26 protein-coding genes and 2 tRNA genes are annotated in these 26824 nt (G+C 73.1%); 10 read left to right on the top strand and 18 right to left on the bottom strand.

Going from position 1 to position 26824, the window contains the following annotated elements; translation table 11 throughout:
- Nucleotides 1–11: 11 nt before the first annotated feature.
- The 6 genes from CP977_RS23080 to CP977_RS23055 form a co-directional block, all read right to left on the bottom strand.
- Entirely contained in the window at nucleotides 12–1304 is a 1293-nt protein-coding gene (locus CP977_RS23080) for an HD-GYP domain-containing protein (protein ID WP_062752314.1), read from the bottom strand.
- A complete protein-coding gene (locus CP977_RS23075; protein ID WP_311736876.1) occupies nucleotides 1301–2809 on the bottom strand; it encodes an HD-GYP domain-containing protein in 1509 nt (502 codons plus the stop codon). Before CP977_RS23075 ends, CP977_RS23080 begins: the two co-directional genes overlap by 4 nt.
- 156 nt (nucleotides 2810–2965) lie before the next feature.
- On the bottom strand, nucleotides 2966–3283 hold the full coding sequence (gene rsrA / locus CP977_RS23070; RefSeq protein ID WP_062752315.1) for a mycothiol system anti-sigma-R factor: 318 nt from the start codon (nucleotides 3281–3283) through the stop codon (nucleotides 2966–2968).
- The gene (locus CP977_RS23065; RefSeq protein WP_030207302.1) at nucleotides 3280–3936 is read right to left on the bottom strand and encodes a sigma-70 family RNA polymerase sigma factor; all 657 of its coding nucleotides are present in this window, start codon (nucleotides 3934–3936) and stop codon (nucleotides 3280–3282) included. The genes rsrA and CP977_RS23065 overlap by 4 nt, the downstream gene beginning before the upstream one ends.
- A 271-nt stretch (nucleotides 3937–4207) precedes the next feature.
- Nucleotides 4208–4873, bottom strand: a complete 666-nt coding sequence (locus CP977_RS23060) for an alpha/beta hydrolase family protein (protein ID WP_109185343.1) — start codon at nucleotides 4871–4873, stop codon at nucleotides 4208–4210.
- A gap of 78 nt (nucleotides 4874–4951) precedes the next feature.
- Nucleotides 4952–5767, bottom strand: coding sequence for an SOS response-associated peptidase (locus CP977_RS23055; protein ID WP_062752317.1), 816 nt, complete (start codon nucleotides 5765–5767; stop codon nucleotides 4952–4954).
- A gap of 50 nt (nucleotides 5768–5817) precedes the next feature.
- Here CP977_RS23055 and CP977_RS23050 point away from each other — a divergent pair, with 50 nt between their 5' ends.
- From CP977_RS23050 to CP977_RS23035, 4 genes are all read left to right on the top strand, one after another.
- Nucleotides 5818–6504, top strand: coding sequence for a M50 family metallopeptidase (locus tag CP977_RS23050; protein WP_062752318.1), 687 nt, complete (start codon nucleotides 5818–5820; stop codon nucleotides 6502–6504).
- A gap of 21 nt (nucleotides 6505–6525) precedes the next feature.
- Nucleotides 6526–7857: a 3-phosphoshikimate 1-carboxyvinyltransferase gene (aroA, locus tag CP977_RS23045; protein WP_104860403.1), complete on the top strand. Its 1332-nt coding sequence runs from the start codon at nucleotides 6526–6528 to the stop codon at nucleotides 7855–7857.
- 3 nt (nucleotides 7858–7860) lie between these two features.
- The gene (gene rsgA / locus CP977_RS23040) at nucleotides 7861–8874 is read left to right on the top strand and encodes a ribosome small subunit-dependent GTPase A (protein ID WP_062752319.1); all 1014 of its coding nucleotides are present in this window, start codon (nucleotides 7861–7863) and stop codon (nucleotides 8872–8874) included.
- A gap of 129 nt (nucleotides 8875–9003) precedes the next feature.
- Nucleotides 9004–9327, top strand: coding sequence for a DMT family transporter (locus CP977_RS23035; protein WP_062752320.1), 324 nt, complete (start codon nucleotides 9004–9006; stop codon nucleotides 9325–9327).
- Here CP977_RS23035 and CP977_RS23030 read toward each other — a convergent pair.
- Nucleotides 9219–9869 carry a TetR/AcrR family transcriptional regulator gene (locus tag CP977_RS23030; protein ID WP_062752321.1) on the bottom strand — a complete coding sequence of 217 codons (651 nt, stop codon included), beginning with the start codon at nucleotides 9867–9869 and terminating at the stop codon, nucleotides 9219–9221. The two genes, CP977_RS23035 and CP977_RS23030, sit on opposite strands and share 109 nt — an antisense overlap.
- Before the next feature lie 157 nt (nucleotides 9870–10026).
- On the opposite strand from CP977_RS23030, the gene hisN reads away from it, so the two are divergent.
- Complete coding sequence (gene hisN, locus CP977_RS23025) at nucleotides 10027–10839, top strand: histidinol-phosphatase (protein WP_109185341.1); 813 nt, start codon at nucleotides 10027–10029, stop codon at nucleotides 10837–10839.
- Between the two features lie 146 nt (nucleotides 10840–10985).
- Nucleotides 10986–11375 carry a CBS domain-containing protein gene (locus CP977_RS23020; RefSeq protein WP_062752323.1) on the top strand — a complete coding sequence of 130 codons (390 nt, stop codon included), beginning with the start codon at nucleotides 10986–10988 and terminating at the stop codon, nucleotides 11373–11375.
- A 73-nt stretch (nucleotides 11376–11448) separates the two neighbouring features.
- Here CP977_RS23020 and CP977_RS23015 read toward each other — a convergent pair whose 3' ends face one another.
- Nucleotides 11449–12918: a catalase gene (locus tag CP977_RS23015; protein ID WP_062752324.1), complete on the bottom strand. Its 1470-nt coding sequence runs from the start codon at nucleotides 12916–12918 to the stop codon at nucleotides 11449–11451.
- A 142-nt stretch (nucleotides 12919–13060) separates the two neighbouring features.
- Between CP977_RS23015 and CP977_RS23010 the strand changes: the two genes are divergently transcribed.
- On the top strand, nucleotides 13061–13480 hold the full coding sequence (locus CP977_RS23010) for a Fur family transcriptional regulator (RefSeq protein WP_079131036.1): 420 nt from the start codon (nucleotides 13061–13063) through the stop codon (nucleotides 13478–13480).
- Nucleotides 13481–13589: 109 nt separating this feature from the next.
- Here the strand turns inward: CP977_RS23010 and CP977_RS23005 are convergent.
- The 4 genes from CP977_RS23005 to CP977_RS22990 all read right to left on the bottom strand — a co-directional run bounded on the left by CP977_RS23005 (nucleotide 13590) and on the right by CP977_RS22990 (nucleotide 18954).
- Nucleotides 13590–13663: transfer RNA gene (locus CP977_RS23005), tRNA-Met, on the bottom strand.
- A gap of 75 nt (nucleotides 13664–13738) precedes the next feature.
- Nucleotides 13739–15721, bottom strand: a complete 1983-nt coding sequence (locus CP977_RS23000; RefSeq protein ID WP_104860404.1) for a tetratricopeptide repeat protein — start codon at nucleotides 15719–15721, stop codon at nucleotides 13739–13741.
- Between the two features lie 207 nt (nucleotides 15722–15928).
- Nucleotides 15929–16002, bottom strand: a tRNA-Met gene (locus tag CP977_RS22995).
- Nucleotides 16003–16047: 45 nt separating this feature from the next.
- Nucleotides 16048–18954 carry a UPF0182 family membrane protein gene (locus CP977_RS22990; protein WP_109185339.1) on the bottom strand — a complete coding sequence of 969 codons (2907 nt, stop codon included), beginning with the start codon at nucleotides 18952–18954 and terminating at the stop codon, nucleotides 16048–16050.
- 172 nt (nucleotides 18955–19126) lie between these two features.
- Between CP977_RS22990 and CP977_RS22985 the strand changes: the two genes are divergently transcribed.
- A complete protein-coding gene (locus CP977_RS22985) occupies nucleotides 19127–19678 on the top strand; it encodes a PPA1309 family protein (RefSeq protein ID WP_062752327.1) in 552 nt (183 codons plus the stop codon).
- A 90-nt stretch (nucleotides 19679–19768) separates the two neighbouring features.
- On the opposite strand, the gene CP977_RS22980 is transcribed toward CP977_RS22985, so the two are convergent.
- The 4 genes from CP977_RS22980 to CP977_RS22965 form a co-directional block, all read right to left on the bottom strand.
- The gene (locus tag CP977_RS22980) at nucleotides 19769–20857 is read right to left on the bottom strand and encodes a YlbL family protein (RefSeq protein ID WP_109185338.1); all 1089 of its coding nucleotides are present in this window, start codon (nucleotides 20855–20857) and stop codon (nucleotides 19769–19771) included.
- 87 nt (nucleotides 20858–20944) lie between these two features.
- Nucleotides 20945–21127 (bottom strand): hypothetical protein, encoded by a 183-nt coding sequence (locus CP977_RS22975; protein ID WP_062752329.1) that lies wholly within the window; start codon nucleotides 21125–21127, stop codon nucleotides 20945–20947.
- Between the two features lie 233 nt (nucleotides 21128–21360).
- Nucleotides 21361–21822 carry a molybdenum cofactor biosynthesis protein MoaE gene (locus CP977_RS22970; protein WP_062752330.1) on the bottom strand — a complete coding sequence of 154 codons (462 nt, stop codon included), beginning with the start codon at nucleotides 21820–21822 and terminating at the stop codon, nucleotides 21361–21363.
- Between the two features lie 136 nt (nucleotides 21823–21958).
- Nucleotides 21959–23068: an SDR family oxidoreductase gene (locus CP977_RS22965; protein WP_062752331.1), complete on the bottom strand. Its 1110-nt coding sequence runs from the start codon at nucleotides 23066–23068 to the stop codon at nucleotides 21959–21961.
- A gap of 214 nt (nucleotides 23069–23282) precedes the next feature.
- Between CP977_RS22965 and CP977_RS22960 the strand changes: the two genes are divergently transcribed.
- Both CP977_RS22960 and CP977_RS22955 read left to right on the top strand, forming a co-directional pair.
- Nucleotides 23283–24761, top strand: a complete 1479-nt coding sequence (locus CP977_RS22960; protein WP_062752332.1) for a zinc-dependent metalloprotease — start codon at nucleotides 23283–23285, stop codon at nucleotides 24759–24761.
- Entirely contained in the window at nucleotides 24758–25279 is a 522-nt protein-coding gene (locus CP977_RS22955; RefSeq protein ID WP_062752333.1) for an NUDIX hydrolase, read from the top strand. Before CP977_RS22960 ends, CP977_RS22955 begins: the two co-directional genes overlap by 4 nt.
- Before the next feature lie 76 nt (nucleotides 25280–25355).
- Here CP977_RS22955 and CP977_RS22950 read toward each other — a convergent pair whose 3' ends face one another.
- A complete protein-coding gene (locus tag CP977_RS22950; protein ID WP_152370740.1) occupies nucleotides 25356–26111 on the bottom strand; it encodes an AIM24 family protein in 756 nt (251 codons plus the stop codon).
- A 19-nt stretch (nucleotides 26112–26130) separates the two neighbouring features.
- Nucleotides 26131–26811 carry an AIM24 family protein gene (locus tag CP977_RS22945; RefSeq protein WP_062752335.1) on the bottom strand — a complete coding sequence of 227 codons (681 nt, stop codon included), beginning with the start codon at nucleotides 26809–26811 and terminating at the stop codon, nucleotides 26131–26133.
- Nucleotides 26812–26824 lie beyond the last annotated feature (13 nt).

Genomic DNA, 26824 nt, shown 5'->3' with positions numbered 1-26824 from the left:
TTACCCATGGGTTACCCGGGGAGGACCGGGGTCATCCCGGCCGCCCCGCCCCGGGCCAGGACCCTGGCCAGGCCCTCGACGACGTCCGGGTGGTGGTCGCGCGCGGTGCCGAGCCGGAGCCGTTCCAGGGCGTCGAGGGCGGCGCCCGGACCCCCTCCTACCCCGGTTCCCCGCCCGGCATCCGCCGCGACGCCCGTGAGGTCGTCGTAGGCGTTCACGGTCCGGACGATCCGGGCGGGCAGCGGCTGCTCGCGGTACGGGTCGGCCTGCCGCTCGACGATCACGGCGACGGCCGGCGGGACCCCGGTCCTGCGGACGACCTCGCCGCCGAGGAGGGCGATCCGGCGCTGCTCCTCGGCCGGCAGGAGGGCGGTGGCGCCGCCCTCGACCGGGTCCACGAGGGAGAGTTGGCCGATGTCGTGCATGAGCGCCGCGTGTTCGAGGACGGTCAGTTCGGCCCCGGAGAGGCCCAGCTCGCGCCCGACGGCCGCGCTGAGGGCGGCGACCCGGTGGGCGTGGCCGGGCGGGGTGCAGCCGGCGACCTCGGTCGCCCGGGCGAGGGAGGCGATGGTCTGCCGGTTGACGGTGCGGACGGCCTCGTACCGCCGGTAGGAGACCTGGGTGAGCAGCAGCGGGACGGCGAGCACGGGCAGGGCCCACAGGCCGGCGGCGGCGACGCCGAGCGCCATGACGGCGCCGGTGGCGCAGACGGCGGAGCCGATGCCGAGGAGGGCGCGCAGCTCGTCGCGGAGGAGGGAGCCGTAGGGGAAGCCCGTACGGGCGCGGAGCAGGAGGGCGGCGAGGACGGCGTCGCACAGGGCGGTGAGGACGAGCAGCAGCCCGAGGAAGAGGGCGTACGGCGGGCCCTCGCCGAGGTGCCGGGCGACGGCGCCCGAGGTGTGGAGGGGCTGGAAGCAGAGCGCGGCGAAGCCGACGGTGAGGACGCGGCGGGCCAGGTGGTCGGGGCCCGGGCCCCGGCCCCGGGCGAGGCGGGGGACGCTCCCGGCGAGGCCGGCGGCGGTGACGACGGCGACGGTCTGGAGGGCTCCGTGGCTGGTGGGGCTCCCGGCGCTCTCCCCGAGCAGGGCGTACGCGAGGGCTCCGGCGGCGGCGAGCGGCGCGGGTTCCCGCTCGCCGGGGGCGGCGCCCCGGCGGGCCAGCTCGCCGAGGGCCACGAGGGCGCCGAAGGCGAGGGCGTTGCCGGGCTGGTCGAGGCCGTCGTGGAGGGTGGCGCCGAGGGCGGCGAGGCCGAGCAGCAGGGCGGCCGCGCGGACGGCGCCGACGGTGAGCACGCCGGGCCTCACGCGCGCTCCCCGGACGGGGCGGAGGACGACGGGGACGGGGATGGGGGTGGGGTGGAGGGCCTGGGCGGGGACGGGGCGGACGCCTCCCGGGCCTTGGGGACGCCCCCGCCGGGTTGGGGCGCGGTCCCGCCGGACTGGGTCGCAGTCCCGTCGGACGGGGTCACGGTCCCACCGGACAGGGCCGCGTTCCCGCCCGACGGCGCCGCGCTCTCGTCGGCGGTGACGGCGGGTCGCCAGCCGTGCCGGTCCAGGGCCCGGACGAGGGCGTCGACCATCCGGGGGTCGAAGTGGGTGCCGGCGCACCGCTCCAGTTCGGCGACGGCGACCGGCACCGGGCGTGCCCGGCTGTAGGAGCGGTTGGAGGTCATGGCGTCGAAGGCGTCGGCCACGGCGACCATCCGGGCGAACTCGGGGATCCGCTCCCCGCGCAGCCCGTAGGGGTAGCCGCTGCCGTCCATGCGCTCGTGGTGGTGGAGGATCGCGTCCCGCGCCTCGCCGAGGAAGCCGATGCCCCGGACGATCTCGTGCCCGTACTCGGGGTGCAGCTCGATGACCCGGCGCTCCTCGGGGGTGAGGGGCCCGTCCTTGCGGAGCACCCGGGTGGGCACGCCCAGCTTGCCGACGTCGTGCAGGATCCCGGCGAAGCGGACGACGTCGAGCCGGTCCTCGGGCATGCCGAGCTCGCGGGCGATGAGGACGGACGCGTGGCCGACGCGCTCGCTGTGGCCGCGGGTGTAGCGGTCCTTGATGTCGACGGCCTGGACGAGGGCGCGGATGGTGGTCTGGTGGGCGGCGCGCTCGCGGTGGTACTGGGCGAAGACCCAGCAGGAGATGTACATGGGCAGGAGCACGAAGAGGCCCGCGACCGGTCCGTGGCTGCCGCGCCACAGGACGCCCATCATCAGGCCGGCGAGGCCGTGCACGAGGTACGGGGCGAGCGCCCGGCCGAGGAGCCCGCGCCAGGCGGCCCGCGGGGGCAGTCCGTCGACGGTGGCGCGGATGCCGCCGTCGAGGGCGGTCAGGACCAGGCAGAGGGCGAGGGCGGCGGCGCAGGCGGGCAGCAGCGCGTACGGCAGGTCGGGGGCGTCCCGGCCGTGGCCGAGGGCGGCCGGGCCGCCCAGGGCCGCGGCGGCGTGGGCGGCGGCCCAGACGGCGAGGGTCGTGGCGGCGGCCCGCCAGGCGCGGCGGGGCGCGGCCGGGGGCTCCTCGACGCGGGCGAGGAGGCTGCCGGGCACGGCGGTGAGCGCGGCGGCGGCGGGCGGCAGGAGCAGCGCCGCGGCGAGGAGGACGGGGAAGAAGGAGCCGGTGCCCAGGGGGACGGAGCCGCCGAGCGCGCGGCCCAGGAGGGGGCAGCGGGCGGGCAGCTCGCAGAGCGCGTACAGGGCGGCGAGGAGTGCGATCGTCCCCCAGGGCGCGCCGGGGCGCAGCGCGGGCAGGACGCACGCGCCGGCGGCGAGCAGGGCACAGCCGATGTACGCGCGGGCCGCCGGGGGAATGGTCTTCACGCCCATCATCCCCGTCACGCTAGCGAGTCGGGCGGCCCGCGACGGCGCGCCGGAAGCGATTCGCACCTTCGGGTGATACAAGCCGACTTACGCCGGAGGCCGCCGCGATCGCGTCGCGGCGGCCTTCCGTGCCCGTGCGTCCGTGCGGGAGCGGTGCTACTCCTGCGGGGCGGGCGTCGCGGGCGCGCCCGCCGTGACGTCCTGCTCGGGCGCCGGCAGGCCGGAGCGGATCAGCTCGATCCGGCCCATGACCTTGGCCCGCAGGTCGGTGGGGACGTCGTCACTGCCGCAGCAGCGCTTGACCAGCTTCTTCACGGCCTGCTCCAGGCCGTACTTCTCCAGGCACGGGGAGCACTCCTCGAAGTGCACCTCGAACTTGGTGCAGTCGCTGTCGGGCATCTCGTTGTCGAGGAACTCGTAGAGGTGGTCCAGGACCTCCGAGCAGTCCGTCTCGTGCGGCTCTCCGCAGCTCATGAGCCCGAGCCTTTCAGATCGTTCGACGACTCTCCGGCGCCCGCGGGAACGAGCCCGCGGTCGCGGGCGTAGTCCTCGAGCATGCCGCGCAGCTGGCGGCGGCCCCGGTGCAGTCGGGACATCACCGTACCGATGGGTGTCCCCATGATGTCCGCGATCTCCTTGTACGCAAAGCCCTCGACGTCGGCGAGGTAGACGGCGATGCGGAACTCCTCGGGGATCGCCTGCAGCGCTTCCTTCACGTCGGAGTCGGGAAGGTGGTCGAGGGCCTGGGACTCGGCGGAGCGCAGGCCGGTCGACATGTGCGACTCGGCGCGGGCGAGCTGCCAGTCCTCGATCTCCTCGGCGGCGCTGCGCTGGGGTTCGCGCTGCTTCTTGCGGTACGAGTTGATGAAGGTGTTCGTGAGGATGCGGTACAGCCACGCCTTGAGGTTGGTGCCCTCGCGGAACTGGTGGAAGGACCCGTACGCCTTGGCGTAGGTCTCCTGCACCAGATCCTCCGCGTCCGCGGGGTTGCGCGTCATGCGGAGCGCGGCCGAGTACATCTGGTCGAGGTAGCCGAGGGCGTCCCGCTCGAAGCGCGCGTTGCGCTCCTCGGTCGTCTCCTCGGGGCCGTCGTCGGTCCCTGTGTCGGTCCCAGTGACCGGACCCACCTCCTCCAGCGCGGCGGCGAGCCCGGGGGCGGACCCGCTCGTTTCGGAGGATAGACGAGGAACCGCTCCGCCCGCCGCCCGAATCGGGGCGCCCTTGGGCGCGGGCAGCACCGTCCAGGCGAGGTCAGCGCCCTGCGCGCGCTCCGGGCAGATGGTCGAACCCATGCGACGGACTCCCTCTCCTTGCTCTTCCCTGCTGTCGTACGACGTACGGAACAACAGCGGCCCCCCGCTCGGCATTCCCGGGGCGGAGGAGGCGGCGGACGGGGCGTCAGCGCATGGCGTCGAGCCAGTCGACGACGCCGTCCACGAGGAGGACGAGGGCCTCGTCCTGACCGAGGGGCGCGCGCTTGGGCAGGGCGAAGCCGTGGTCCCCGTACGGGACCTCGACGAGGCGGTACGGGCCTTCCGGGTACTCCTCGGGACGGCCGAAGGGGTCGTTGCCGCCCTGGACCACGAGGGTGGGCAGGCCGGTGCCGAGGAGCTCCTCGGCGCGGGACTTCTCGGGCTTGCCCGGCGGGTGCAGGGGGAAGCTCAGGGCGAGGACGGCCGTCGCGCCCAGCTCGCGTCCGGTGCGGCAGGCGACCCGGGCACCGGCGCTGCGGCCGCCCGCGACCACGGGGAGGCCGGGCTTCGCGAGGGCGGGCCAGAGGCCGCGCCAGGCGGTGTCGAGGGTCTTCGGGGCGGGCGCGAGCTTCTTGCCGGCGACCCGCCAGGGCTGCTCCACGAGGGCGACGGTCACGCCCCGGGCGGGCAGGGCCCCGGCCAGGGCCCGGAGGTCGCGGGCCTCGATCCCGCCGCCGGCGCCGTGGCCGAGGGCGAGGACGGCCCACGGCTCCGGGCCCGCGTCCGGCTCGTACCAGGTGACGCGGGCGTCTCCGGCGTCGGTGGGGACGGTCTCGCGGCGCGTCGCTTCGGGGGTCGTTTCGTCGGTCACGGCCCCATCCTGCCGCCCCGGGCGTGATCCGCCGGGCGGGCCCCAGAAGCCGGACAGGCTCCAGAAGCCGGACAGGCTCTAGAAGAGCGTGCCCTCCTCCGGGCCCTCCAGCTCCGTCAGGAGTTCGGGGCCGTTGTTGCGCACGTTGCTGACGGCCGTCGGCACCGGGTAGGCCCGCATCAGGCCCTCCGGCGGCGGGGCGAGCAGTCCGCGCAGCTCTTCGAGCTCGGCGTTCTCCGGGGAGAGCCAGGCGTCCCAGCGGTCCTCCGTCAGCATCAGCGGCATCCGGGGGTGGATCTCGGCGAGCGAGCGGGGTCCTTCGGCCGGGGCCACGCCCAGCGGCCCGGTCTCCGCCTCCGTGGTGATCACCGAGCAGGTCACCCACCAGGAGGAGGGGTGGTCGTCGGGGAGGGTCCGGTCGCGCCAGAACTCGTACAGGCCCGCCATCGCGAAGATCGAGCCGTCCGCCGGGGTCACGAAGTACGGCTGCTTGCGCGGCCGCTTCTTCTTCCCCTCGACCTCCAGGTCCCGTTCGGCCGTCCCGGTCACCCATTCGTAGTAGCCGTCGGCGGGAATGATGCAGCGGCGGGAGGCGAAGGCGCGCTTGAAGGAGGGCTTCTCGTGGAGGGTTTCGGCCCGTGCGTTGATCATCCGGGCGGCGCCGTCCGGGTTCTTCGACCAGGAGGGGACGAGTCCCCACTTCAGGGTGCGGAGCTGGCGAACCGGTTCCTTGGAGTCCGCGTCCTTCAAGGGACGCTCCAGAACGGCCCAGACCCGTTTGGTGGGGGCCACGTTCCAGTCGGGGGCCAGGGTCTCCTCGGGCTCCCACTGCTCCACCCCGAAGGCCTCCACGAGGTCCTCGGGCCGTCGACTCGATGCAAACCGTCCGCACATACGTGCCACACTGCCACGATCCCGCCCGCGACCGAGGAGCCTTCCGCCGAATGAACGACATCCTCGGCACCCAGCCCGCCCCGGACGAGTGGATCGTCTGGATCACCGCCGGCTGCGCGCTGGTCCTCGTCGCGGTCCGCGGGCTCTGGCTGCCGGCCCGCAACGCGATCACCATCGCCCACGAGGGCGGCCACGGGATCGTGGCCCTGGCCACCGGCCGCCGCCTCGAAGGGATCCGGCTGCACTCGGACACCAGCGGCCTGACCGTGTCCCGGGGCCGCCCGACCGGGCTCGGGATAGTCCTCACGCTGGCCGCCGGCTATCCGGCGGCCCCGCTGCTCGGCCTCGGCGGCGCGGCCCTGATCGGCACGCACCGGACCACGCTGCTGCTGTGGGCCGCGACCGCGCTGCTCCTCGCGCTCCTCGTGATGGTCCGCAACGCGTACGGGATCCTCACCGTCCTGCTGACGGGCGCCGCGTTCCTCCTCGTCTCCCTGTTCACCGGCCCCGACGTGCAGGGCGCCTTCGCCTGCGCGGCGGTCTGGTTCCTCCTTCTGGGCGGTGTCCGGCCGGCCTTCGAACTCCAGGCGAAGCGGCGCCGGGGCGGCGCCCCGGACTCGGACGCGGACCAGCTGGCGCGGCTCACCCACGTGCCCGCCGGGGTGTGGCTGATCTTCTTCCACACGGTGTCGATCTGCTGCCTGATCGGCGGCGGGCGCTGGCTTCTGCGCCTCTGACACCCCCGTACAGTGAAGGACATGACCGCAGCAGCTTCCCCGCACACCGACCCGTCCACCGACCTCTGGCCCGCTCCGTACGCGCGTGGCGCCGTCGACGCGACCGTCACCGTGCCCGGGTCGAAGTCGGTCACGAACCGCGCCCTGGTGCTCGCCGCGCTCGCCGCCGAGCCCGGCTGGCTGCGCCGCCCCCTGCGCTCCCGGGACACCCTCCTGATGGCCGAGGCCCTGCGCACCCTCGGCGTGCGGATCGAGGAGGGGGTGGGTCCGGACGGGTCCGGCGAGGCCTGGCGGATCATCCCCGCGCCGCTGCGCGGCCCCGCGACCGTCGACGTCGGCAACGCCGGCACGGTCATGCGCTTCCTGCCGCCGGTCGCGGCGCTCGCCGACGGCCCGGTGCGCTTCGACGGCGACCCGCGCTCCCACGAGCGTCCGCTGCACGGCGTGATCGACGCGCTGCGCGCGCTCGGCGCCCGGATCGACGACGAGGGCCGGGGCGCGCTGCCGATGACCGTCCACGGCGCCGGGGGCCTGGACGGCGGCACGGTCGAGATCGACGCCTCCTCGTCCTCCCAGTTCGTCAGCGCCCTGCTGCTCTCGGCGCCCCGCTTCAACCAGGGCGTGGAGGTGCGGCACGTGGGGTCGCGGCTGCCCTCGATGCCGCACATCCGGATGACGGTCGACATGCTGCGCGCGGTCGGCGCCCGGGTGGACGAGCCGGAGCACGGCGGCGAGCCGGACGTGTGGCGGGTGACGCCCTCGGCGCTGCGCGGCCGCGACCTGGTCGTGGAGCCGGACCTGTCGAACGCGCAGCCGTTCCTGGCCGCCGCCCTGGTGACCGGCGGCCGGGTGACGGTGCCGGACTGGCCCGCGCGGACCACCCAGCCCGGTGACGCGCTGCGGGAGATCTTCACCGAGATGGGTGGTTCCTGCGAGCTGACGGACAGGGGCCTGACCTTCACCGGAACGGGCCGGATCCACGGCATCGACGTGGACCTCGGCGAGGTCGGCGAGCTGACCCCGGGCATCGCGGCGGTCGCGGCCCTCGCCGACTCCCCCTCCACCCTGCGCGGGGTCGCCCATCTGCGGCTGCACGAGACGGACCGGCTCGCGGCGCTCACCAAGGAGATCAACGAGCTGGGCGGGGACGTGACGGAGACCGAGGACGGCCTGCACATCCGCCCGCGCCCGCTGCACGGCGGCGTCTTCCGCACGTACCACGACCACCGGATGGCGACGGCGGGCGCGGTCATCGGCCTGGCGGTCGAGGGCGTGGAGATCGAGGACGTGGCGACGACGGCCAAGACCTTGCCCGACTTCCCGACGATGTGGACCGAAATGCTCGGAGTCTGAGCCATGCGGCGCTACGGCAAGCACACCGACGAGGACGACATCCGCCAGCGGCCCAACCGCAAGGGGACCCGCCCCCGGACCAGCATCCGGCCGAAGCACGAGGACGCCGTCGAGGGCATGGTCCTCACCGTCGACCGGGGCCGGCTGACCTGTCTGGTGGACGACCGGCCCGTGACGGCGATGAAGGCGCGCGAGCTGGGCCGCAAGGCCGCCGTGGTCGGCGACCGGGTCTCGCTGGTCGGCGACCTGTCCGGCGAGAAGGACACCCTGGCCCGGATCGTGCGCATCGGGGAGCGCTCCTCGGTGCTCCGGCGCACGGCCGACGACGACGACCCGTACGAGCGGGTGGTCGTCGCCAACGCCGACCAGCTGGCGATCGTCACCGCGCTCGCCGACCCCGAGCCGCGGCCCCGGCTGATCGACCGCTGCCTGGTCGCCGCGTACGACGGGGGCCTCTCCCCGCTGCTCGTGCTCACCAAGTCGGACCTGGCGCCGCCGGACGCGCTCCTGGAGATGTACGGGGCGCTCGGCGTGCCGCACGTGGTGACCACCCGGGACGAGTTCGTCGACGGGGCCGCCGCCGAGCGGGTGCGCGAGCACCTCAAGGGCCGGACCACCGCGTTCGTGGGGCACTCCGGCGTCGGCAAGACGACGCTTGTCAACGCGCTGGTGCCGCCGGAGCGGCGGCGCACCACCGGGGTCGTGAACGCGGTGACGGGCCGGGGCCGGCACACCACGACCTCGGCGCTCGCCCTGCCGCTGGACGACGAGGAGGGCGGCTGGGTGATCGACACCCCGGGCGTGCGCTCCTTCGGCCTGAACCACGTGGACCCCTCCCGGGTGATCCTCGCCTTCCCCGACCTCGTACCGGGTACGGAGAACTGCCCGCGCGCGTGCAGCCACGACGAGCCGGACTGCGCGCTCGACGCGTACGTGGCGGAGGGGCACGCCGATCCGGCGCGGCTCGTCTCGCTGCGGCGGCTGCTCGCGACCCGGGAGCGGCGCGAGGGCGACTGACCCGCCCGTGTTCACCGGCGCCCCGTTCACCGGTGACCCACCCGCGTCTACTGTCCGTTCCGTACAGGTAAGTGCATAATCGCACCGAGTGCGACGAAGCGGTCACCGACGGCGTGGGAGGCACTGACGATGGCGTGGCTGCTGGTGGTGGTGGCGGGATTCCTGGAGACGGGTTTCGCGGTCTGCCTCAAGCTCTCGCACGGATTCACCCGCCTGTGGCCGACGATCGCCTTCGCGGCCTTCGCCCTGGGCAGCTTCGGTCTGCTCACGCTGGCGCTGCGGAAGCTCGACGTGGGTCCGGCGTACGCGGTGTGGACGGGGATCGGCGCGGCGGGGACCGCGATCTACGGCATGGTCTTCCTGGGCGACGTGGTCTCCACCCTCAAGATCGTCTCGATCACCCTGGTGATCGCGGGCGTCATCGGGCTCCAGCTCTCCGGCTCCGCGCACTGAGCCCCGGCAGCCGTTCCGCCGTACGGCACGGGGGGCGCGACGACGTGGCTGAGGGCGATCCTGACGGCGAGTTCGCAGCCGGTCGCCCAGCTCTCGTCCGCGCAGGCCGCGGTCGCCGCCACCAGCTCCCCCGGGGCGGGCGGGCCGGCGTCGGCGCGGCGCTGGGCGGGGACGGCCGCGGGTCGGGCGCCCGGCCTGGCCGGGCGGGGCGCCGGGAGCCGCGCGTCCCAGGCGCCGGTGAGCAGGGCCCGCAGGACCGGCCGGGCGGCGGCCCGGGCCACGATCCACTCGGCGAGGACGGCGAGGGTCCGGGCGGGCGGGCCGGGGGCGGCGAGCAGTTTCCGGACCCCCTGGAGGTAGGCGTCGGCCTCCCTGCGCACGAGGGCGCGGGCGAGTCCGTCCTTGCTGCCGAACTCGTTGTAGAGGGTCTGCCGGGAGACCCGGGCGGCGGCGGCGAGGTCGGCCATCCGCACGGCGGACCAGGGCCGGTGCGCGAGCGCGGCGAGCGCCGCGTCGAGCAGGGCCTCGCGGGCAGTCGGCATCGGCGCCTCCCGGGCCGTACGTTTCGGTGCGGGATCCGGCACGCTCCGTGCGCGGTCCCGTACACAGCGTCGGCAGGCGTCCGCGCCCTGTCAAGGAGCCCGGGGCCGCGGTGGACGGTCCGGCCGGCCGGGATCGCCCGGCGATAGAGTGCCGACCATGGCCGATTACCACGATGACCTGCGTCTCGCCCACGTCCTCGCCGATGCCGCCGACGCGGCCACCACGGCCCGTTTCCAGGCGCTCGACCTCGAGGTCGAGACCAAGCCGGACATGACGCCGGTGAGCGAGGCCGACAAGGCGGCGGAGGAGCTGATCCGCGGCCAGCTCCAGCGGGCCAGGCCGCGCGACGCGATCCTGGGCGAGGAGTACGGCGTGGAGGGCTCGGGCCCGCGCCGCTGGGTGATCGACCCGATCGACGGGACGAAGAACTACGTGCGCGGGGTGCCGGTCTGGGCGACCCTGATCGCGCTGATGGAGGCCGGGGAGACCGGTTTCCAGCCGGTGGTGGGCGTGGTGTCGGCGCCGGCGCTCGGCCGCCGCTGGTGGGCGGCGAAGGGCCTCGGGGCGTACACGGGCCGCAGCCTGGCCTCGGCGACCCGGATCGGGGTCTCGAAGGTCTCCTCCCTGGCGGACGCCTCGTTCGCGTACTCCTCGCTGAGCGGCTGGGAGGAGCGGGGGCGGCTCGACGGCTTCCTGGACCTCACGCGCGCGTGCTGGCGGACGCGGGCGTACGGCGACTTCTGGCCGTACATGATGGTCGCGGAGGGTTCCGTGGACATCTGCGCGGAGCCGGAGCTGTCGCTGTGGGACATGGCGGCGGTGTCGATCGTGGTCCAGGAGGCCGGCGGCACGTACACGGGCCTGGACGGGCGGCACGGGCCGCACAGCGGGAACGCGGCGGCGTCGAACGGACTGCTCCACGGCGAGCTGCTGGCGTACCTGAACCAGCGGGCACCCGGGGAGGACTGACCGGCCCTCAGTAGGTTCCGCGCCCCCCGGCGCTCCCGGGAGCGCCTCGCGCGCCCCCTTGTCGGCCCCCTCCCCCGGTGCCACTCTGAGACTCCCCCCACTTGTGAACTTGTGAAAAAGTTCTCGAACAGGAGGTGGTCCCTTCCATGCTCGTCCGCGACGCCATGAGTCCCGTGATCCTGACCATCGGCCCGGCCCACACCCTCCGCCAGGCGGCGAGGCTGATGTCGGCGCGCCGCGTCGGCGCCGCCGTCGTCCAGGACAGCGATGCCGGCGGCTTCGGCATCCTGACCGAACGCGACATCCTCGACGCCCTCGGCGCCGACCGGAACCCCGACCACGAGACCGCCGACGCCCACACCACCCGGGACGTCGTCTTCGCCGCGCCCACCTGGACCCTGACGGAGGCCGCCGAGGCGATGACCCGCGGTGGCTTCCGCCACCTGGTCGTCCTCGACGACAACGGGCCGGTCGGCATCGTCTCCGTCCGCGACATCGTCCGCTGCTGGATCCCGGTGCACAGCGCCGCCGCCTGAACACGCGCGAAGGGGCCGGTCCCGCCCGTGCGGACACGGGTGGGGCCGGCCCCTCCTTCCCCGGCAGGCGCCGTCAGCCGCGCAGGGCCTGGACCGCGGCCTCCAGCCGCTTGCCGAAGTCTCCGTCCGCCCTGCGGAAGTTGTCGATCGCCCGCTCGGCGATGTCGTCGCGCGAGACCTTGGCGATGAAGCCCGCCAGGTTCCCCACGAGACGCCCCTTCTCGTCCTCGGACATCAGGCGGTAGAGGTTCCCCGCCTGGACGAAGTCGTCGTCCTCGGCGTGGAGCGGGGCGGGGTGGTCGCCGGTGGCGCCCGCGACCGGGACCGGCTGCCACAGGGGGCGGCCGGTCTGGTGCGGGCCGCCGAAGCTGTTCGGCTCGTAGTTCTTCGCGCCGCCGTGGCGCCCGTCGTAGAGGAAGCCGTCACGCGCGTGCGTGCGCGCCTCGGTGGCGTGCGGGCGGTTCACCGGCAGGTGGTCGGCGTTGATCCCGACGCGGTAGCGGTGGGCGTCGCCGTAGGCGAAGAGGCGGCCCTGGAGCATCTTGTCGGGGGACGGGCCGATGCCCGGCACGAAGTGCGCGGGGCTGAAGATCGACTGCTCGACCTCGGCGAAGACGTTCTCCGGGTTGCGGTTGAGCTCCAGCTTGCCGATCTCGATCGGCGGGTAGTCCTCGTGCGGCCACACCTTGGTGAGGTCGAAGGGGTTGAAGCGGTAGGTCGCCGCCTCGGCCGCGGGCATGATCTGGACCTGCACGGTCCAGCTCGGGAAGTCGCCGCGCTCGACGGCCTCGCGCAGGTCGCGCTGGTGCGAGTCGGGGTCCTCGCCCGCGAGCCGGTCGGCCTCGGCCTGTGTGAGGTTCTTGATGCCCTGGTCGGTCTTGAAGTGGTACTTGACCCAGAAGACCTCGCCGGCCTCGTTGTTCCACTGGTACGTGTGCGAGCCGTAGCCGTTCATGTGGCGGTACGAGGCGGGGATGCCGCGGTCGCCGAAGAGCCAGGTGACCTGGTGCGTGGACTCCGGGGAGAGGCCCCAGAAGTCCCAGACGTTGTCCGCCTCCTGGGAGCCGGTGTACGGGTCGCGCTTCTGGGTGTGGATGAAGTCGGGGAACTTGATGGCGTCCCTGATGAAGAACACCGGGGTGTTGTTGCCGACGAGGTCGTAGTTGCCCTCCTCGGTGTAGAACTTCAGCGCCCAGCCGCGCGGGTCACGGACCGCGTCGGCCGAGCCGAGGCTGCCCGCGACGGTGGAGAAGCGCAGGAAGGTCTCGGTCTCCTTGCCGACCTCGGAGAGGAACGCGGCGCGCGTCCACCGCGAGACGTCCCGGGTGACGGTGAAGGTGCCGTAGGCGCCCGCCCCGCGCGCGTGGACCACGCGCTCCGGGATCCGCTCGCGGTTGAAGTGGGCGAGCTTCTCCAGGAGGAGCTGGTCCTGGACGAGGACCGGCCCGCCGACGCCCGCGGTCTCGCTGTTCTGGTTGTCGGCGACCGGAGCCCCGGCCTCCGTGGTGAGCGGTCCCTGCGTCACGTGCGCCTCCTGCGTCATGCCTGTGTCCTGTCTCCGGCCCGCCCCTCGTGGGCCGCGGCCAGTGCCGAGCACGATCCTACATTGGACAAAGTCCAAGTCAAGCTCGACTCCAAAGTCACACTTGTTCCTGATCTTGTCACCGACTGTTAGGCTGACCCTCATGAGCGACCTGTTGGAACGACTGCGCGGACGTGGCTGGCGCATGACCGCGCAGCGGCGCGTCGTGGCCGAAGTCCTCGACGGGGACCATGTCCACCTGACCGCCGACGAGGTGCACGCGCGCGCCGTGACGCGGCTGCCCGAGATCTCGCGCGCGACCGTCTACAACACGCTGGGCGAGATGGTCACCCTCGGCGAGGTCATCGAGGTGGCCACCGACGGGCGCGCCAAGCGGTACGACCCGAACGCCCACCGCCCGCACCAGCACCTGGTCTGCGGCCGCTGCGGCGCGATCCGCGACGTGCACCCGGGCGGCGACCCGCTGGCGGACCTGCCGGACAGCGAGCGCTTCGGCTTCACGATCTCCGAGGTCGAGGTCACGTACCGGGGCATCTGCCCGAGCTGCGCCACGACGGCCTGAGCCGCGCATGAAAAAGGCCCCCGCTCCGGCGGGGGCCTTCTCGTACATGCCGATACGACGAAGGCCCGGATCCGAGCGAATCGGATCCGGGCCTTCGTTTGCTACTGAGTAGCGGGGACAGGATTTGAACCTGCGACCTCTGGGTTATGAGCCCAGCGAGCTACCGAGCTGCTCCACCCCGCGTCGGTGAACCCAACCTTACGGCTCATCCGTCACCAGCGCAAATCCGTTAACGCCCGCCGCCCCCTGGACCGGCCGTCACGCCGTGAGTTCCTGGTGCAGTGCCTCGCTGAGCCGTGCCGCCCGCTCGGCCACCTCCGCCGGGCCCAGCTCCACCGCGCGGGCGCACCAGCGGCGCCCCTCGGTCAGCTCGCCCCGGCGCGCCGCGAGCAGCGCGAGCCGGAGCGCGGCGCGGCCGTGGCCGGCCCGGGCGGCCCGGGTCCACCAGAGGGAGGCCTCGCGCTCACTGCCCTCGCGGGCGAGCAGCAGCCCCAGGTTGAAGGCGCCGTTGCGGCTGCCCGCCTCGGCGGCCTCGCGGTACCAGCGGTCGGCCTCGGCCAGGTCGCCGCGCGCGGCGGCGAGCATCCCGACCCGCACCTGGGCGCGCCGGTGGCCCTGCCGGGCGGCCCGCTCGTACCACTCCTCGCACTCGCTCTTCTCCTCGCGGGGCGCGCCGAGCACGGCGGGACCGGGCTCGGGGCGGCGCGCGTCGAGGACCGAGGCGAGCCGGAAGGCGGCCTCGGCGCTGCCGCCGCCCGCCGCGCACCGCAGGTGCCGCTCGGCGGTCTGCTCGTCGCCGTCGCGCAGGGCGGCGATGCCGACCTGGAGGGCGGCCTCGGTGTGCCCGGCGGCGGCGGCCCGCTCGTACCAGACGAGGGCCGTGCGGTCGTCGCCGCGCCCGGCGTGCAGGATGCCCAGGTTGAAGGCGGCGTCCACGCTGCCGGCCTCGGCGGCCTTGGAGAACCACGGCTCGGCGCCGTTCGCGTCGCCGGCCTGGAGGAGCAGCACGGCCAGCGCGTTGGCGGCCTCGCGGTGGCCCGCGTAGGCGGCCCGCCGGTACCACTGCTCGGCCTGCGGGATGCGGTCCTGGGCGGCGCAGAGCAGCCCGAGGTTGTAGGCGCCGTTGACGTCGCCCGCGTCCATGGCCGCCCGGTACCAGCGCTCGGCAGTCTGCTGCTCGCCCCGGGCCGCGTGCAGGGCCCCCAGGGCGTTGGCGGCGTTGCCGTCGCCGTCCTGGGCGGCCCGCAGCCACCACACGGCGGCGCTCTCCTCGTCGCCCGCGTCGCGGAGCAGGAAGCCGAGCGCGCAGGCGGCCCTGGCCTCGCCCTCCTTGGCGGAGCTGAGGTACCAGCGGCCGGCCTCCTTGAGGTCGCCGCGCTGCTCCAGGATGGCGCCGAGGTGGAGCGCGGCCCGCCGGTGGCCGCGTGCGGCGGCCTGCCGGAACCACTGCTCGGCCTCGGCGAGTTCGCCCCCGGGCCCGGCGGCCGGGGGGCCGTCGGGCAGCAGGGCGCCGGGGGGCGCGCCCGCGACGCTCCTGGCGGGGCCCTCGGCGGCGCCGGGGACCGGGAGCCGGGTGCCGGTGGCGTGCGGGCCGCGGGTGGTCTCGGTGGCGCGCCGCTCCAGGGCCATGGCGAGCCGGTAGGCGGCCTCGCGGTGGCCCTGCTCGGCGGCGGCGCGCAGCCAGCGCTCGGCGCCTACGTCGCCGCGGTGCTCCAGGAGGTCGGCGAGGGCGTACGCGCCGAGGGCGTGGCCCTGTTCGGCGGCCTGGCGCAGCCAGTACTCGGCGGCGGGCTCGTCGCCGCGCTCGCGGTGGTGGCGGCCGAGCGCGTGGGCGGCGGGGGCGGAGCCGGCGACGGCGGCGACCCGCCACCAGCCGGCGGCCTCGTCGGCGTACCCGCGCTGGTGCAGCAGGACGCCCAGGTTGTTGGCGGCGGCCCGGTCCCCCTCGGCGGTGGCGCCGCGCAGGTAGGGCTCGGCGCCGTCGAGGTCGCCGCGACGCAGCAGCAGCGCGCCGAGGGCGCTCATGGAAGCGAGGTCGCCGTGCTCGGCGGCGCGGCGGTGCCGGGCCTCCGTCTCGGTCTCGGTCTCGTTCTCGGTGACGGCGTCGGGCGCGGCGGTGGTGCCGGGGAGCGCGTCGAGCGCCCCCGCCGCCTCGATGATCTCGTCCGCGGCGTTCCTGGCATGCCGCTGCACAAACCGCCCTGTCTCCAACAGAGTTGCCCTGTCCCCCATAAATACCATCGTCGCACCACCCGCCACCCGAGCACACCTGGTAAACCACAGCCAGTGAGGTCACTCAGCGTTTTGTCGACATGCCCACAGAGAGACAAGTCAAACACGACTCACGCCAACTCGCCCCTTCCCTACCGCTCTTCGGTACCCCCTGGCACGTCGACACACGACGAGGGCCCGGATCCTTATGGATCCGGGCCCTCGTTTGCCACAGAGTAGCGGGGACAGGATTTGAACCTGCGACCTCTGGGTTATGAGCCCAGCGAGCTACCGAGCTGCTCCACCCCGCGTCGGTGACGTAACAGTATCACGACGCGGAGGTGGAAAACCTCAGGTCAGCCGCCTGCTCCCGAGGACTTGAGCTTCGCCCCGGCCTCGGCGGCCTTCTGGAGGGCCGCCTGCAGCTCCTCCTGCGCCTTGCCGTACGCGGTCCAGTCGCCCTTCTGCAGGGCGGCCTCGCCGGCGTCGTACGCCTTCTGGGCGTCGGCGATCGCCTGCTTCAGCGCGGCGTCGTTCGACGCGGGCGGCGGAGGCGTGGTGCCCGGCTGGTCCGGCGTCGGCTGCTCCGGCGTCGGCTGGGTCGGCGCCTCCACCCCGAAGACCGCGTTGAGCGCCGTGGTGAGGTTGTCCTCGAACACCGTGGTGTCCTTGGTCGTGTCACCCGCGGGCTGGTCCGCGTCCACGTACGAGACGGCGACCTTCTTCAGGAGCGGGTAGAGCGCGTTCCGTCCCTGGGCGTAGACCGGCTCCACGTACAGGAACCCGCCGTCGAGCGGCACGGTCAGCAGGTTGCCGTACTGGATGTCGGAGTCGGCGCCCTTCATGTCCCGGACGAACTGGGCCACGGACGGCAGACCGTTGAGCTTGCTCTGCACCTGGGCCGGGCCCGGCACGTCCTGGGTGACCCTCAGCAGCCTCAGCCGGCCGTACTCCTTGCTGGTGGCGTCGGCGTCGACCGCCATGAAGCCGCCCAGGTTGGGCCGCCCGTTCGGCGTGAACGTCGTCGTCAGCGAGAAGCGCTGCGCCGTGTCCCCGGGCATCTTCATGCTCAGGTAGTACGGCGGGACCGCGTTGCCCTCCTTGTTGGTCGGGTCGTCCGGCACCTGCCAGGCGTCCGAGCCGCTGTAGAACTGGGCCGGGTCGGTGACGTGGTAGCGGGTCAGCAGCTCGCGCTGGACCTTGAACATGTCCTGCGGGTAGCGCAGGTGTTCCAGGAGGTCGCCCTTGATCGCGGACTTCGGCTCGACCGTGTCCGGGAACGCTTTCATCCAGGTCTTCAGGACCGGGTCCTGGGTGTCCCACTGGTACAGCTTCACCGTGCCGTCGAAGGCGTCGACGGTGGCCTTCACCGAGTTGCGGATGTAGTTGACCTGGTTCTGCTGGGCGACGACCGTGCGCTGCTGGTTGCCGACGGTCAGCGAGTCGGCCGTGGTGTCGCCGAGCGTGGTGCGCGAGGCGTACGGGTAGCCGTTGGTCGTCGTGTACGCGTCGACGATCCACTGGATCCGGCCGTCGACGACCGCCGGGTAGGCGTCGCCGTCGATGGTCAGCCAGGGCGCGACGGCCTCGACGCGCTCCTTGGGCGTGCGGTTGTAGAGGATCCGCGAGCCGTCGCCGATGGCCCCCGAGTAGAGGATCTGCGGCTCGCTGAAGGCCACCGCGTACGCGGCGCGGTTGAAGGCGCTGGAGAGGCTGACGCCGCTCTTCCCCGTGTAGCTGGTGGTCTTCTCGCCGTTCTCCTCGTAGTCGAGCTCCCGCTGGGGCCCGCCCACGATCGAGTACTGGTCGGTCTTCTCGCCGTAGTAGATCCGCTGCTCGTACTTCGGGAGCTGGCCGGTGGTCGGCAGTCCGGACTCGGTGAAGACCGGGGAGCCGTTGGCGTCGGTCTGCGTGCCCGTGGCCATGATCGCGCCGTAGCCGTGGGTGTAGGTGAAGTGGTCGTTGATCCAGTTCCGCTTCGGGATGCCCCGGATGTTGAGCTCACGGAGACCGATGACGGTGTCCTTGCCCTGGTAGCGGTCCACGTCCAGGGTGGTCGGGAACTGGTAGTACTTCCGCTTCTGCTCCAGCTGCTGGAACGTGGGCGAGACGATGTTCGGGTCGAGGATCCGGTAGCTGGCCGCCGTGTCGGCGTCCGTCCGCAGCCGGTCCTTGTTCTTGACCGTCGACTTGCCCGAGTAGTTCTCGGGCTTCGTCCCGTCGATCGCGTACGCCTTGCGGGTCGCGTCGATGTTCTTCCGGATGTACGGCGCTTCCTTGGCCTGCTCGTTCGGCTGGACCTGGAACTTCTGCACGATGGCCGGGTACAGGCCGCCGATCAGGACGGCGGAGAGCACCATCAGGCCGAAGCCGATCACCGGAAGCTGCCAGGTGCGGCGCCAGAGCGTCGCGAAGAACAGCACGGCGCAGATCGCGGCGATGCAGAAGAGGATGGTCTTCGCCGGCAGGTACGCGTTGGCGTCGACGTACCGCAGGCCCGTCCAGTTGCCGGTGGCCTTGAAGTCGCTGGACTTCACGGCCAGGCCGTACCGGTCGAGCCAGTACGCCACGGCCTTCAGCGACACGAAGACGCCGAGGAGCACCGAGAGGTGGCCCGTGGCGGCGGCGGTGGCGCGGGCGCCCGGGCTGGTGACCCGCAGTCCGCCGTACAGGTAGTGCGTGAGCGCGGCGGCGATCAGCGACAGGACGGCGGCGGCGAAGCCGAACGCGAGCAGGAAGCGGTACCAGGGCAGGTCGAAGGCGTAGAACGCCACGTCGAGCCCGAACTGCGGGTCCTTCTGGCCGAACTTCACGCCGTTGATCCACATCAGCCAGGTGCGCCACTGGCCGGAGGCGGAGGCGCCGGCGATCAGGGCCACCAGGGCCGTGACCGCGAGCAGCACCCACTTCTTGAAGGGCGCGAGGCCCATCCGGTACCGGTCGAGGCTCTGCTGCTCAAGCGACATCGCGCTGAGCGGCGGCCGCAGCCGGTGCGCCAGCCAGATGTTGAAGCCGACGGCCAGGCCCATCAGGAGGCCGAAGACCGCGAAGAGGCCGATCTTGGTCCACAGGGTGGTGGTGAACACGGACGAGTAGTGGACCGAGCGGTACCAGAGCCAGTCCGTCCAGAACCCGGCGAACATCACGAAGGCCATGGCCAGGACGGCCAGGACCCCGAGTGTCATGAGCAGGGTACGGGCCCGCCGGGACGGCCGGCCGACTCTCATCCTTGGCCCTGACGGGCCTCCGCCGCGGTCCGGCATCTGGAAAGCCAACGTGCGCCCCTCGATGTTGATGCGTCTCGGTGTCGACGTGTGTCGATGCGTGCTTGGTGGGTCTGAAAGCAGGCCCCGCGATCGTAGGGCCCACTGATGCAACTTACCGAGGCTTTACCTAGTTCCCGGCTTCGGGGGAAGAGGAGGCAGGATGTTGGTCATGTCCAACGTTTCCCCCTCCGGCCCGGCGATGGCCGCGAGCCCCCTCACCCGCGCGGTGCTCGAGATCGACGAGTACGCGTCGGGCCTCGGCTGGGACCAGCCCGCCCGCCTGTTCGCCCTGGTCGACACCGCCCGGCTGCGCGCCCGGGAACCCAAGCTCGCCTCCCAGCTCGGCCTGGGCGACGACTCCGCCTCCTACACCCCGATCGAGCAGGACAAGCTGCCGCGCGGGAAGCCGCTCGACGAGTTCCTCGGCACGGTCGCCTGGCCCGACGCCGTCGCCGGCTGCGCCATGACCGTGGAGCGGCTGATGCTGCCCCCGTCGGCGGAGGCCCAGGTGCCGCAGGGGCTGAGCGAGAAGCAGCTCGCCAAGTGGGTGGCCGGGCACCCGGACCGCCAGGAGGTCCGGATGACCGTGGCGGTGCTGCGGGGCGGGGCGCGCGAGGCGGCGATCCGGCTGCGCGAGAAGGACTCGGCGACCGAGGTCCTGACGGGCCCGGACCTGGTGCCGGGGCTCGCGGAGGCGCTGGCGGCCACCTTCGAGGGCTGAGGACCGTACGTACGGAGAAGAGGACCGTACGGGAAAGGGGGCGCCCGACCGGTCCGGTCGGGCGCCCCCTTCTGTCCGCCGGCTTCCGGCTCAGCTCTTCGAGCAGCTGGGCAGGGACGCCGTGTCGCCCTTGCGGAGCTTCTCCAGGGACTTCGTGGCGTCGTCGATGGTGTCCACCTTGACGAGGGTGAGCCCGTCGGGGATGTCGGAGACGGCCGTGGCGCAGTTGTCGGCCGGGGTGAGGAAGTACTCGGCGCCCGCGTTGCGCGCGCCGACCAGCTTCATCTCGATGCCGCCGATCGGGCCGACCTTCCCCTTGTCGTCGATGGTGCCGGTGCCGGCGACGAACCGGCCGCCCGTGAGGCTGTCCGGGGTGAGCTTGTCGATGATGCCGAGCGCGAACATCAGCCCGGCGCTGGGGCCGCCGACGTCGGCCAGCTTGATGTCGATCGTGAACGGGAAGACGTGGTCGGTGCCGGCCTGGATGCCGACGACCGCCCGGTCGCCCTCCTCGGAGGTGGTGGTCGTGATGACCACCTTCCGCGTGGCGGTCGGCTCCTTGCCCGCCTTCTCGGCGGCGGCCGCCTCCTTGGCGGGGACGATCGTGAACTCGACCTTCTGGCCGGGCTTCCGCTTCGTCACCTGCGCGGCGACGCCGCTCTGCTCGGTGATCGGCACGCCGTCGACGGCCTTGATGACGTCCCCGGCGTGCAGCTTGCCCTCGGCCGGGGCGCCCTTGACGACCGAGCCGACGACGACCCGGGAGACCACCGGGACGCCCAGCTCGCCGAGGGCCGCGACCTTGGCGCTCTCCTGGGACTGGCTGAACTCCTCGGCGTTCTCCTGGCTCGACTGCTCCTCGGTCTTGCCGTCCGGGTAGAGCGTGTCGTGCGGCACCACCACGTTGTCGTGGGCGAGCCAGCCGTAGACGGCCTCGACGGCGTTCATCTTGTAGTCCGCGCTGGTGACGCGGACCGTCGTCATGTTGAGGTGGCCGTCGGTCGGGTACGTCTTGCGCCCGGAGATCTGGAGGACGGGCTCCCCCCTGGCCTCACCGAGGGTGTTGACCGTCGGGCCGGGGCTCATCTCCGCGTACGGCACCGGGATCAGAACGCCGGCGATGAGCAGGCAGATCAGGACCAGGGTGGAGGCGAGCATCGTCGCGGTGCGGCGTGGCATGGAACGACAGTACGGGACTCGCCTGTGGGCGCACCCCCGGGGCGGGGCCGTACGGGGCGGCCCCGCGGCGGCCGGAACCAGCCGGAGTCAGCCGGAGGAGGAGGGGGTGACGGCGGTGGCGGCCGCGGCCGGTTCGCGCTCGTGGCGGGCGGGCTCGGAGAGCACGGGACGGGCGGAGTCTTCGCGCGCGGGGCGGGCGGATTCGGAGAGCGTGGGGCGGGCGCGTTCCATCGCGTCCCGGAAGCGGGCGTAGCCGGCGAGCTCGGCCACGTCGCCTATGGTCTTGTTCCTCGAAGCCCAGCTTCCCCATATCGCCGCGCCGACGACTGCGAAAAGCGGAATCAGCAACCAGGCCAGCGCTGCCATCCCGACCTCCCATCCCCAGTGAGTTGATCAGCAGACTGTTTCATCCGTGTCGTCAACGCTCGCGCGCGGGGGTCGGTTACGCAAATCGGGCGTTCGGCTACGCCGTGTCGGCGCGTCGCCTTGCTTCCCGGTGTTTCCTAGCAGGCACCCACCCACTCCTCGGTTCCGTCCGAGAAGGTCTGGTGCTTCCAAATGGGTACTTCGTGCTTGAGGTCGTCGATGAGCCTGCGGCAGGCCTCGAAGGCCTCCGCGCGGTGGGGGCAGGAGACGGCCACGACGACGGCGATGTCGCCGACCTTCAGGTCGCCCACGCGGTGGACGGCGGCCAGGGCGCGGACCGGGTGGTTCGCGACGACCTTCTCGGCGACGCGGCGCAGCTCCGCCCCGGCCGAGGGGTGGCAGGAGTAGCCGAGCCCGTCGACGTCCGCGCCGCCGTCGTGGTTGCGCACGGTGCCGACGAAGAGGGTCGTGCCGCCGGAGGCGTCGTCGCCGACGGCCCGGAAGACCTCGTCGACGGAGAGCGGGGTCTCCCGGATCGCGAGGAGCTTGATGGGGTCGGCCGCGGCCCGCTCGCCGGGGTGGTCAAACGTCAGTGCCATGACCCCATCGTGCCGTACGCCGCCGACAACCCGGAATAGCGGTTTCGACCGGCGCTCCGGACCCTCCGTAGGAGGGTCCTACAGTCCGCCGGAAGGCCGCCTTCCGGGTGTGGGTCGGACCCCGCCCGGATGCGGGTCAGATCCCGCGCCGCTTCCGCATCTGCCGGACCAGCGCCGCCGTGCCGAGCAGCGCCACCGTCGCGCCGGCCGCGCCGGCCGCCGTCGCGTCCTTGCGGCCCAGGCGGCGGCCCGCGACCGTGTGGCGGCCCTCGACCTCCTCCAGGAGCGCGGCGAGGACCTCCTCGTTCGTCCACTTCGGGCGCCAGCCCGCGTCGTGCAGGCGCCCGACGCTCACCACCCAGGGGTGCATGGTGTACGCGAGGTCGCCCGCCGGGGACGGGGTCAGGCCGATCCGGTGGAGGCGGGCCGCCGTGCCCAGGGCGACGGTGGAGGGCAGCTCCATGCGCCGGATCCCGGACAGCTCCTCGACCTCCTCCTGCTCCAGCCAGCCGTCGCAGCCGACCGCGAACTCCCCCTCGACCTTCTCCAGGGCCGCGTACTCCAGGGCGCTCACCAGGTCCTCGACGTGGCAGAACTGCCAGGTGGGCCGGGAGCCGGCGACGACGAGCAGCCGGGGCGACTCGAAGTAGCGGGTCAGCGCCGTGTCCGTACCGCCGACCAGGACGGCCGGGCGGACCACGGTGACGTTGAGGCCGGGGTGCGCGCGGGGCGCCCGGCGGCCCAGGCGCTCGATCTCCAGCAGGTCGCCGACGCCGGTGGCCTCCGCCGTGGCCTTCAGCTCGGCGTCCTCGGAGAGCGGGACGTCGTTCTCGGGCAGGGCGCCGTAGACCATCGCGGAGGTGCAGAGCACCACCCGGTGGACCCCGGCGGCAGCGGCGGCGGTCAGGACGGTCTGCGTGCCGCGCACGTTGTAGGCCGTCCGGGCGGCGGGGTCGGTCTCCAGGTCGAGGTCGACGGCGAGGTGCACGACGACGTCGGCGCCGCGCAGCTTCTCCGCGATGGCCGGGTCGCGCACGTCGAGGACGTGCCAGTGCGCCTCGGGGACCTCGCCCCGGCGCTCGTCGATGGCGACGACCCGCCTGACCTCGTCGGAGGCGGCGAGCCGCCTGGTCAGCAGGTCGCCGACGCCGGACGCGGCACCGGTGACCGCGACGACGGGCCCGCGCGCGGTGGACCGGGTCGAGTGGTTTCGCGCTCCGCGAACCTGTGGATCTGGGGAACTCACCGGGCGTCTCCAGCGGTTGTCTTCAGTACGTACGCCGCACGACGTACGGACCAGGTGGCGTCCATCCTGCCGCAGGGCACGCCCCGGCGGAGCACCGAGCCCGTTTCCGGCCCGGATGTCTACGCTGGTGGTGTGCGGAGCCTGTCGTGGGCAGGCTCTGGTCGGGCAGTCGCCGTCGGCAGGAGGCCGGCGGCCCTACGAGCCGAGGAAACCTGTGAGTGACACCCCATTCGGATTCGGCCTTCCGCCGGAGGAGCCGGAGGACGGCGACGAGGGCAAGAAGAAGGACCCCGCCGGAGGTGGCCAGGGGTCCGGTGGCCAGGGCGGCAACCCCTTCGGGGCGAACCCGTTCGGCTTCGGCGCACTGCCGGGCATGGGCGGGATCGGCGGACCGGGCGGCGCGGACAATCCGTTCGCGGCGATGTTCGGCTCGCTGAACCCCAACGACCTGGGCGCGGCCTTCCAGCAGCTCGGGCAGATGCTGAGCTACGAGGGCGGTCCCGTCAACTGGGACATGGCCAAGCAGATCGCGCGCCAGGTGGTGGCCCAGGGCACCCCCGACGGCACCAAGGACGCCAGCGTGGGCCCGGCCGAGAAGTCCGCGGTCCAGGAGGCGCTGCGCCTGGCCGACCTCTGGCTGGACCAGGCGACCTCGCTGCCCTCCGGGGCGAACGTGGCCGTGGCGTGGAGCCGCGCCGAGTGGGTCGAGGCGACGCTGCCGGCGTGGCAGCAGCTCGTGGACCCGGTCGCCGAGCGGGTCGGCACGGCGATGGGCGACGTCCTGCCGGAGGAGATGCAGGCCATGGCGGGCCCGCTGATCGGCATGATGCGCTCCATGGGCGGCGCCATGTTCGGCCAGCAGATCGGGCAGGCCGTGGGCGCGCTCGCCGGCGAGGTCGTCGGCTCGACCGACGTGGGCCTGCCGCTGGGCCCGGCCGGGCGCGCCGCGCTGCTCCCGCTGAACGTCGAGGCCTTCGGCAAGGACCTGGGCGTGCCCTCGGACGAGGTGCGGCTCTACCTGGCCCTGCGCGAGGCGGCCCACCAGCGCCTCTTCGCGCACGTGCCGTGGCTGCGGGCGCACCTGTTCGGTGCGGTCGAGGGGTACGCGCGCGGGATCAAGGTGGACACCTCGAAGCTGGAGGAGGCGGTGGGCCAGCTCGACCCGACGCATCCCGAGCAGCTTCAGGAGGCGCTCCAGCAGGGCATGTTCCAGCCGGAGGACACCCCGGAGCAGAAGGCGGCCCTGGCCCGTCTGGAGACGGCGCTCGCGCTGGTCGAGGGCTGGGTGGACGCGGTGGTCCACGAGGCCGCCAAGTCCCGTCTGACCTCGGCGGACGCGCTGCGCGAGACGCTGCGCCGGCGCCGGGCCTCGGGCGGTCCCGCCGAGCAGACCTTCGCGACCCTGATCGGTCTGGAGCTGCGTCCGCGGCGGCTGCGGGACGCGGCTCGCCTGTGGGCCTCGCTCACCGACGCGCGCGGGGTGGACGGCCGGGACGGCCTGTGGGAGCACCCGGACATGCTGCCGACGGCGACCGACCTGGACGACCCGGACGGCTTCGTTCACCGCGAGCACCTGGACTTCTCCGAGCTGGACAAGATGCTGGGCGAGGCGGCGCGGGGCGACGCACCGAAGGGTGACGCCCCGGAGGACGGGGACAAGGGCGGCAACGGCGGCGGGGACGGCAAGGAGTGACCCTGCACGACGACGCGGTCCTCGTACTGAAGGAGTACGGGGGCCAGGAGGAGCTGCGGCAGGTCTACCTGGACCACCTGGACGCGCACCCGGACGGCATGTACAAGCCCTGCTCGGCCGGTCACCTGACGTCCAGCGCGCTGGTGGTCGATCCCGCGCGGGGCCGGGTGCTGCTGACCCTGCACAAGAAGCTGGGCATGTGGCTCCAGATGGGCGGCCACTGCGAGCCCGGTGACACCACGGTCGAGGGCGCCGCGCTGCGGGAGGCGACGGAGGAGTCCGGGATCCCGGGCCTCGCCCTGCTGCCGGGCGGCCCGGTGCGGCTCGACCGGCACCCGATCCCGGCGCCCTGCCACTGGCACCTGGACGTGCAGTACGCGGCCCTGGCCCCGGCGGACGCGGTGGAGCGGATCAGCGAGGAGTCGCTGGACCTGCGCTGGTTCGCGTACGAGGACGTGGCGGGCGTGGCGGACACGTCGGTGGTCCGCCTCCTGGAGGGCACGCTGGCGCGGCTGTGAGGACGGAGGAAGGGGGCGGGCGCCGATCGTGGCACCCGCCCCCTTCTTCGTACCCCTTGCTTCTCCGTACCCCTGCCTAGTTCCAGGCGTTGTTCTGGTTCTGGCCGTGGGCGCCGTGCTGTCCGGCGCCGTACTGGGCGGCGATGCCCTGGCCGATGGCCGCGTGCTGCGGGGGCATGACCTCGCTGGGCTGGACGAGGGCGAAGCCCTGTCCGAGGAAGCTGAGCTCCCAGCCCTCGCCGGTGTCGCCGCGCCGGCGGCGGACGCTGGAGTTGTGCGTCTGCGCCTGCATCTGGACGCGCAGCCCGGTGGACCAGGCGACGATCGCGTCCGCGTCGACGCTGACGTACTTGTCGGGCGTGACCTGCATCATCAGCGGCTGCCCGGAGGTCATCAGGGCGACCTTGCCGCGGCCGGAGATGTTGAGCTGGTACTTGCCGGAGCCGGAGACGCCGTACTGGCTGTCGACGGCGATGACCTCGGTGTGGAGGGTCGAGTCGAGCGCCAGGACGTAGGCGCTGTCGACGGTGAGGCCCTCCTGCTCGACCTCCACGACGTGGACGTACTGGGCGAGGTTGGCGAAGTAGACCGTGCCCTGCCCGGAGCAGCGCATCAGGTCGAGGCCCTCGCCGGTGCGGGCGCGGGCCCGGCGCTGGTTCGCGGTCTGGTACTCGCCGTCGAAGTCGATGAGGCCCTGGTAGGCGACCATGGCGCCCTTGCGGGCGAGGACGTCGTCCTGCCCGGTCAGGCTGACCCGCAGGAGCTGCGGGTTCTGGACGACGTACCGCTCCTGGCTCTGCTGCTCGGCGTGGTTGAAAAGCGGGCTCTGCATGGTGTGTTCTCGCTCCCCCTCAGCCCCGGACCCGCAGGCGGTCGGTGCTGTCCTCGCTCGGCTGTACGACGACGATGCCCTGGCCCGAGAAGGCCATCTGGTACGCCTCGCCGCTGCCCCGCCCGATGAGGGAGGAGGCCTTGAAGCTGCGCTTGCCCTTGACCTTGAGCGCGGGCGACCAGGCGACGAGCGCGTCGGGGTCGACGTACGTCTCGTCCTCGCCGCGGCCGCAGTCCACGACGATCGGGGTGCCGCGCGAGGTCAGGGCGACCCAGCCGGTGCCGGAGATCGTCACGTTGAACAGGCCCTGACCGGCGAACTTGGCGAGGCCCTTGACCCGCTCGACGCCCCACTGGAGGTGGGCGTCGAAGGCCAGGAGGTTGGTGCCGTTGACCGACAGGGAGTCGTTGTTGAGGTTGATCACGACGACGTCGGCGCCGTAGTCGGCGAGGTAGAGCAGTCCGTCGCCGGAGCACTTCATGATCGGCGCGCCCTCGCCCGTGACCCACTGCTGGGCGTACTGCCGGACGGCGGGCGGGTTGGGCTCGTAGGTGATGAAGCCCTCGTAGGCGACCATCGAGCCCGACCGGGCGTAGAGATCCTGGCCGCTCGCCATGGCGACCTTGAGCATGGCGCTGCCGTGGTTCTCCATCCGGGCCGCGACGGGGGTCGGGGCGTAGCCCGCGAGTTGCTGGTTCATGGCTTCGGGCTCC

The sequence above is a fragment of the Streptomyces cinereoruber genome, assembly GCF_009299385.1.
Taxonomy (GTDB): Bacteria; Actinomycetota; Actinomycetes; order Streptomycetales; family Streptomycetaceae; genus Streptomyces; species Streptomyces bikiniensis.
The sequence above is the reverse complement of the archived record's forward strand: the minus strand, read 5'-3'. Positions and strand labels throughout refer to the sequence as shown.

Excerpts from the sequence above, each read along its gene's own strand:
- rsrA (WP_062752315.1), bottom strand. The coding sequence starts at position 3,283 with ATGAGCTGCGGAGAGCCGCACGAGACGGACTGCTCGGAGGTCCTGGAC.
- CP977_RS23055 (WP_062752317.1), bottom strand. The coding sequence starts at position 5,767 with ATGTGCGGACGGTTTGCATCGAGTCGACGGCCCGAGGACCTCGTGGAG.
- CP977_RS23050 (WP_062752318.1), top strand. The coding sequence starts at position 5,818 with ATGAACGACATCCTCGGCACCCAGCCCGCCCCGGACGAGTGGATCGTC.
- aroA (WP_104860403.1), top strand. The coding sequence starts at position 6,526 with ATGACCGCAGCAGCTTCCCCGCACACCGACCCGTCCACCGACCTCTGG.
- rsgA (WP_062752319.1), top strand. The coding sequence starts at position 7,861 with ATGCGGCGCTACGGCAAGCACACCGACGAGGACGACATCCGCCAGCGG.
- CP977_RS23035 (WP_062752320.1), top strand. The coding sequence starts at position 9,004 with ATGGCGTGGCTGCTGGTGGTGGTGGCGGGATTCCTGGAGACGGGTTTC.
- CP977_RS23030 (WP_062752321.1), bottom strand. The coding sequence starts at position 9,869 with ATGCCGACTGCCCGCGAGGCCCTGCTCGACGCGGCGCTCGCCGCGCTC.
- hisN (WP_109185341.1), top strand. The coding sequence starts at position 10,027 with ATGGCCGATTACCACGATGACCTGCGTCTCGCCCACGTCCTCGCCGAT.
- CP977_RS23020 (WP_062752323.1), top strand. The coding sequence starts at position 10,986 with ATGCTCGTCCGCGACGCCATGAGTCCCGTGATCCTGACCATCGGCCCG.
- CP977_RS23015 (WP_062752324.1), bottom strand. The coding sequence starts at position 12,918 with ATGACGCAGGAGGCGCACGTGACGCAGGGACCGCTCACCACGGAGGCC.
- CP977_RS23010 (WP_079131036.1), top strand. The coding sequence starts at position 13,061 with ATGAGCGACCTGTTGGAACGACTGCGCGGACGTGGCTGGCGCATGACC.
- CP977_RS23000 (WP_104860404.1), bottom strand. The coding sequence starts at position 15,721 with ATGGTATTTATGGGGGACAGGGCAACTCTGTTGGAGACAGGGCGGTTT.
- CP977_RS22990 (WP_109185339.1), bottom strand. The coding sequence starts at position 18,954 with ATGCCGGACCGCGGCGGAGGCCCGTCAGGGCCAAGGATGAGAGTCGGC.
- CP977_RS22985 (WP_062752327.1), top strand. The coding sequence starts at position 19,127 with ATGTCCAACGTTTCCCCCTCCGGCCCGGCGATGGCCGCGAGCCCCCTC.
- CP977_RS22980 (WP_109185338.1), bottom strand. The coding sequence starts at position 20,857 with ATGCCACGCCGCACCGCGACGATGCTCGCCTCCACCCTGGTCCTGATC.
- CP977_RS22970 (WP_062752330.1), bottom strand. The coding sequence starts at position 21,822 with ATGGCACTGACGTTTGACCACCCCGGCGAGCGGGCCGCGGCCGACCCC.
- CP977_RS22950 (WP_152370740.1), bottom strand. The coding sequence starts at position 26,111 with ATGCAGAGCCCGCTTTTCAACCACGCCGAGCAGCAGAGCCAGGAGCGG.
- CP977_RS22945 (WP_062752335.1), bottom strand. The coding sequence starts at position 26,811 with ATGAACCAGCAACTCGCGGGCTACGCCCCGACCCCCGTCGCGGCCCGG.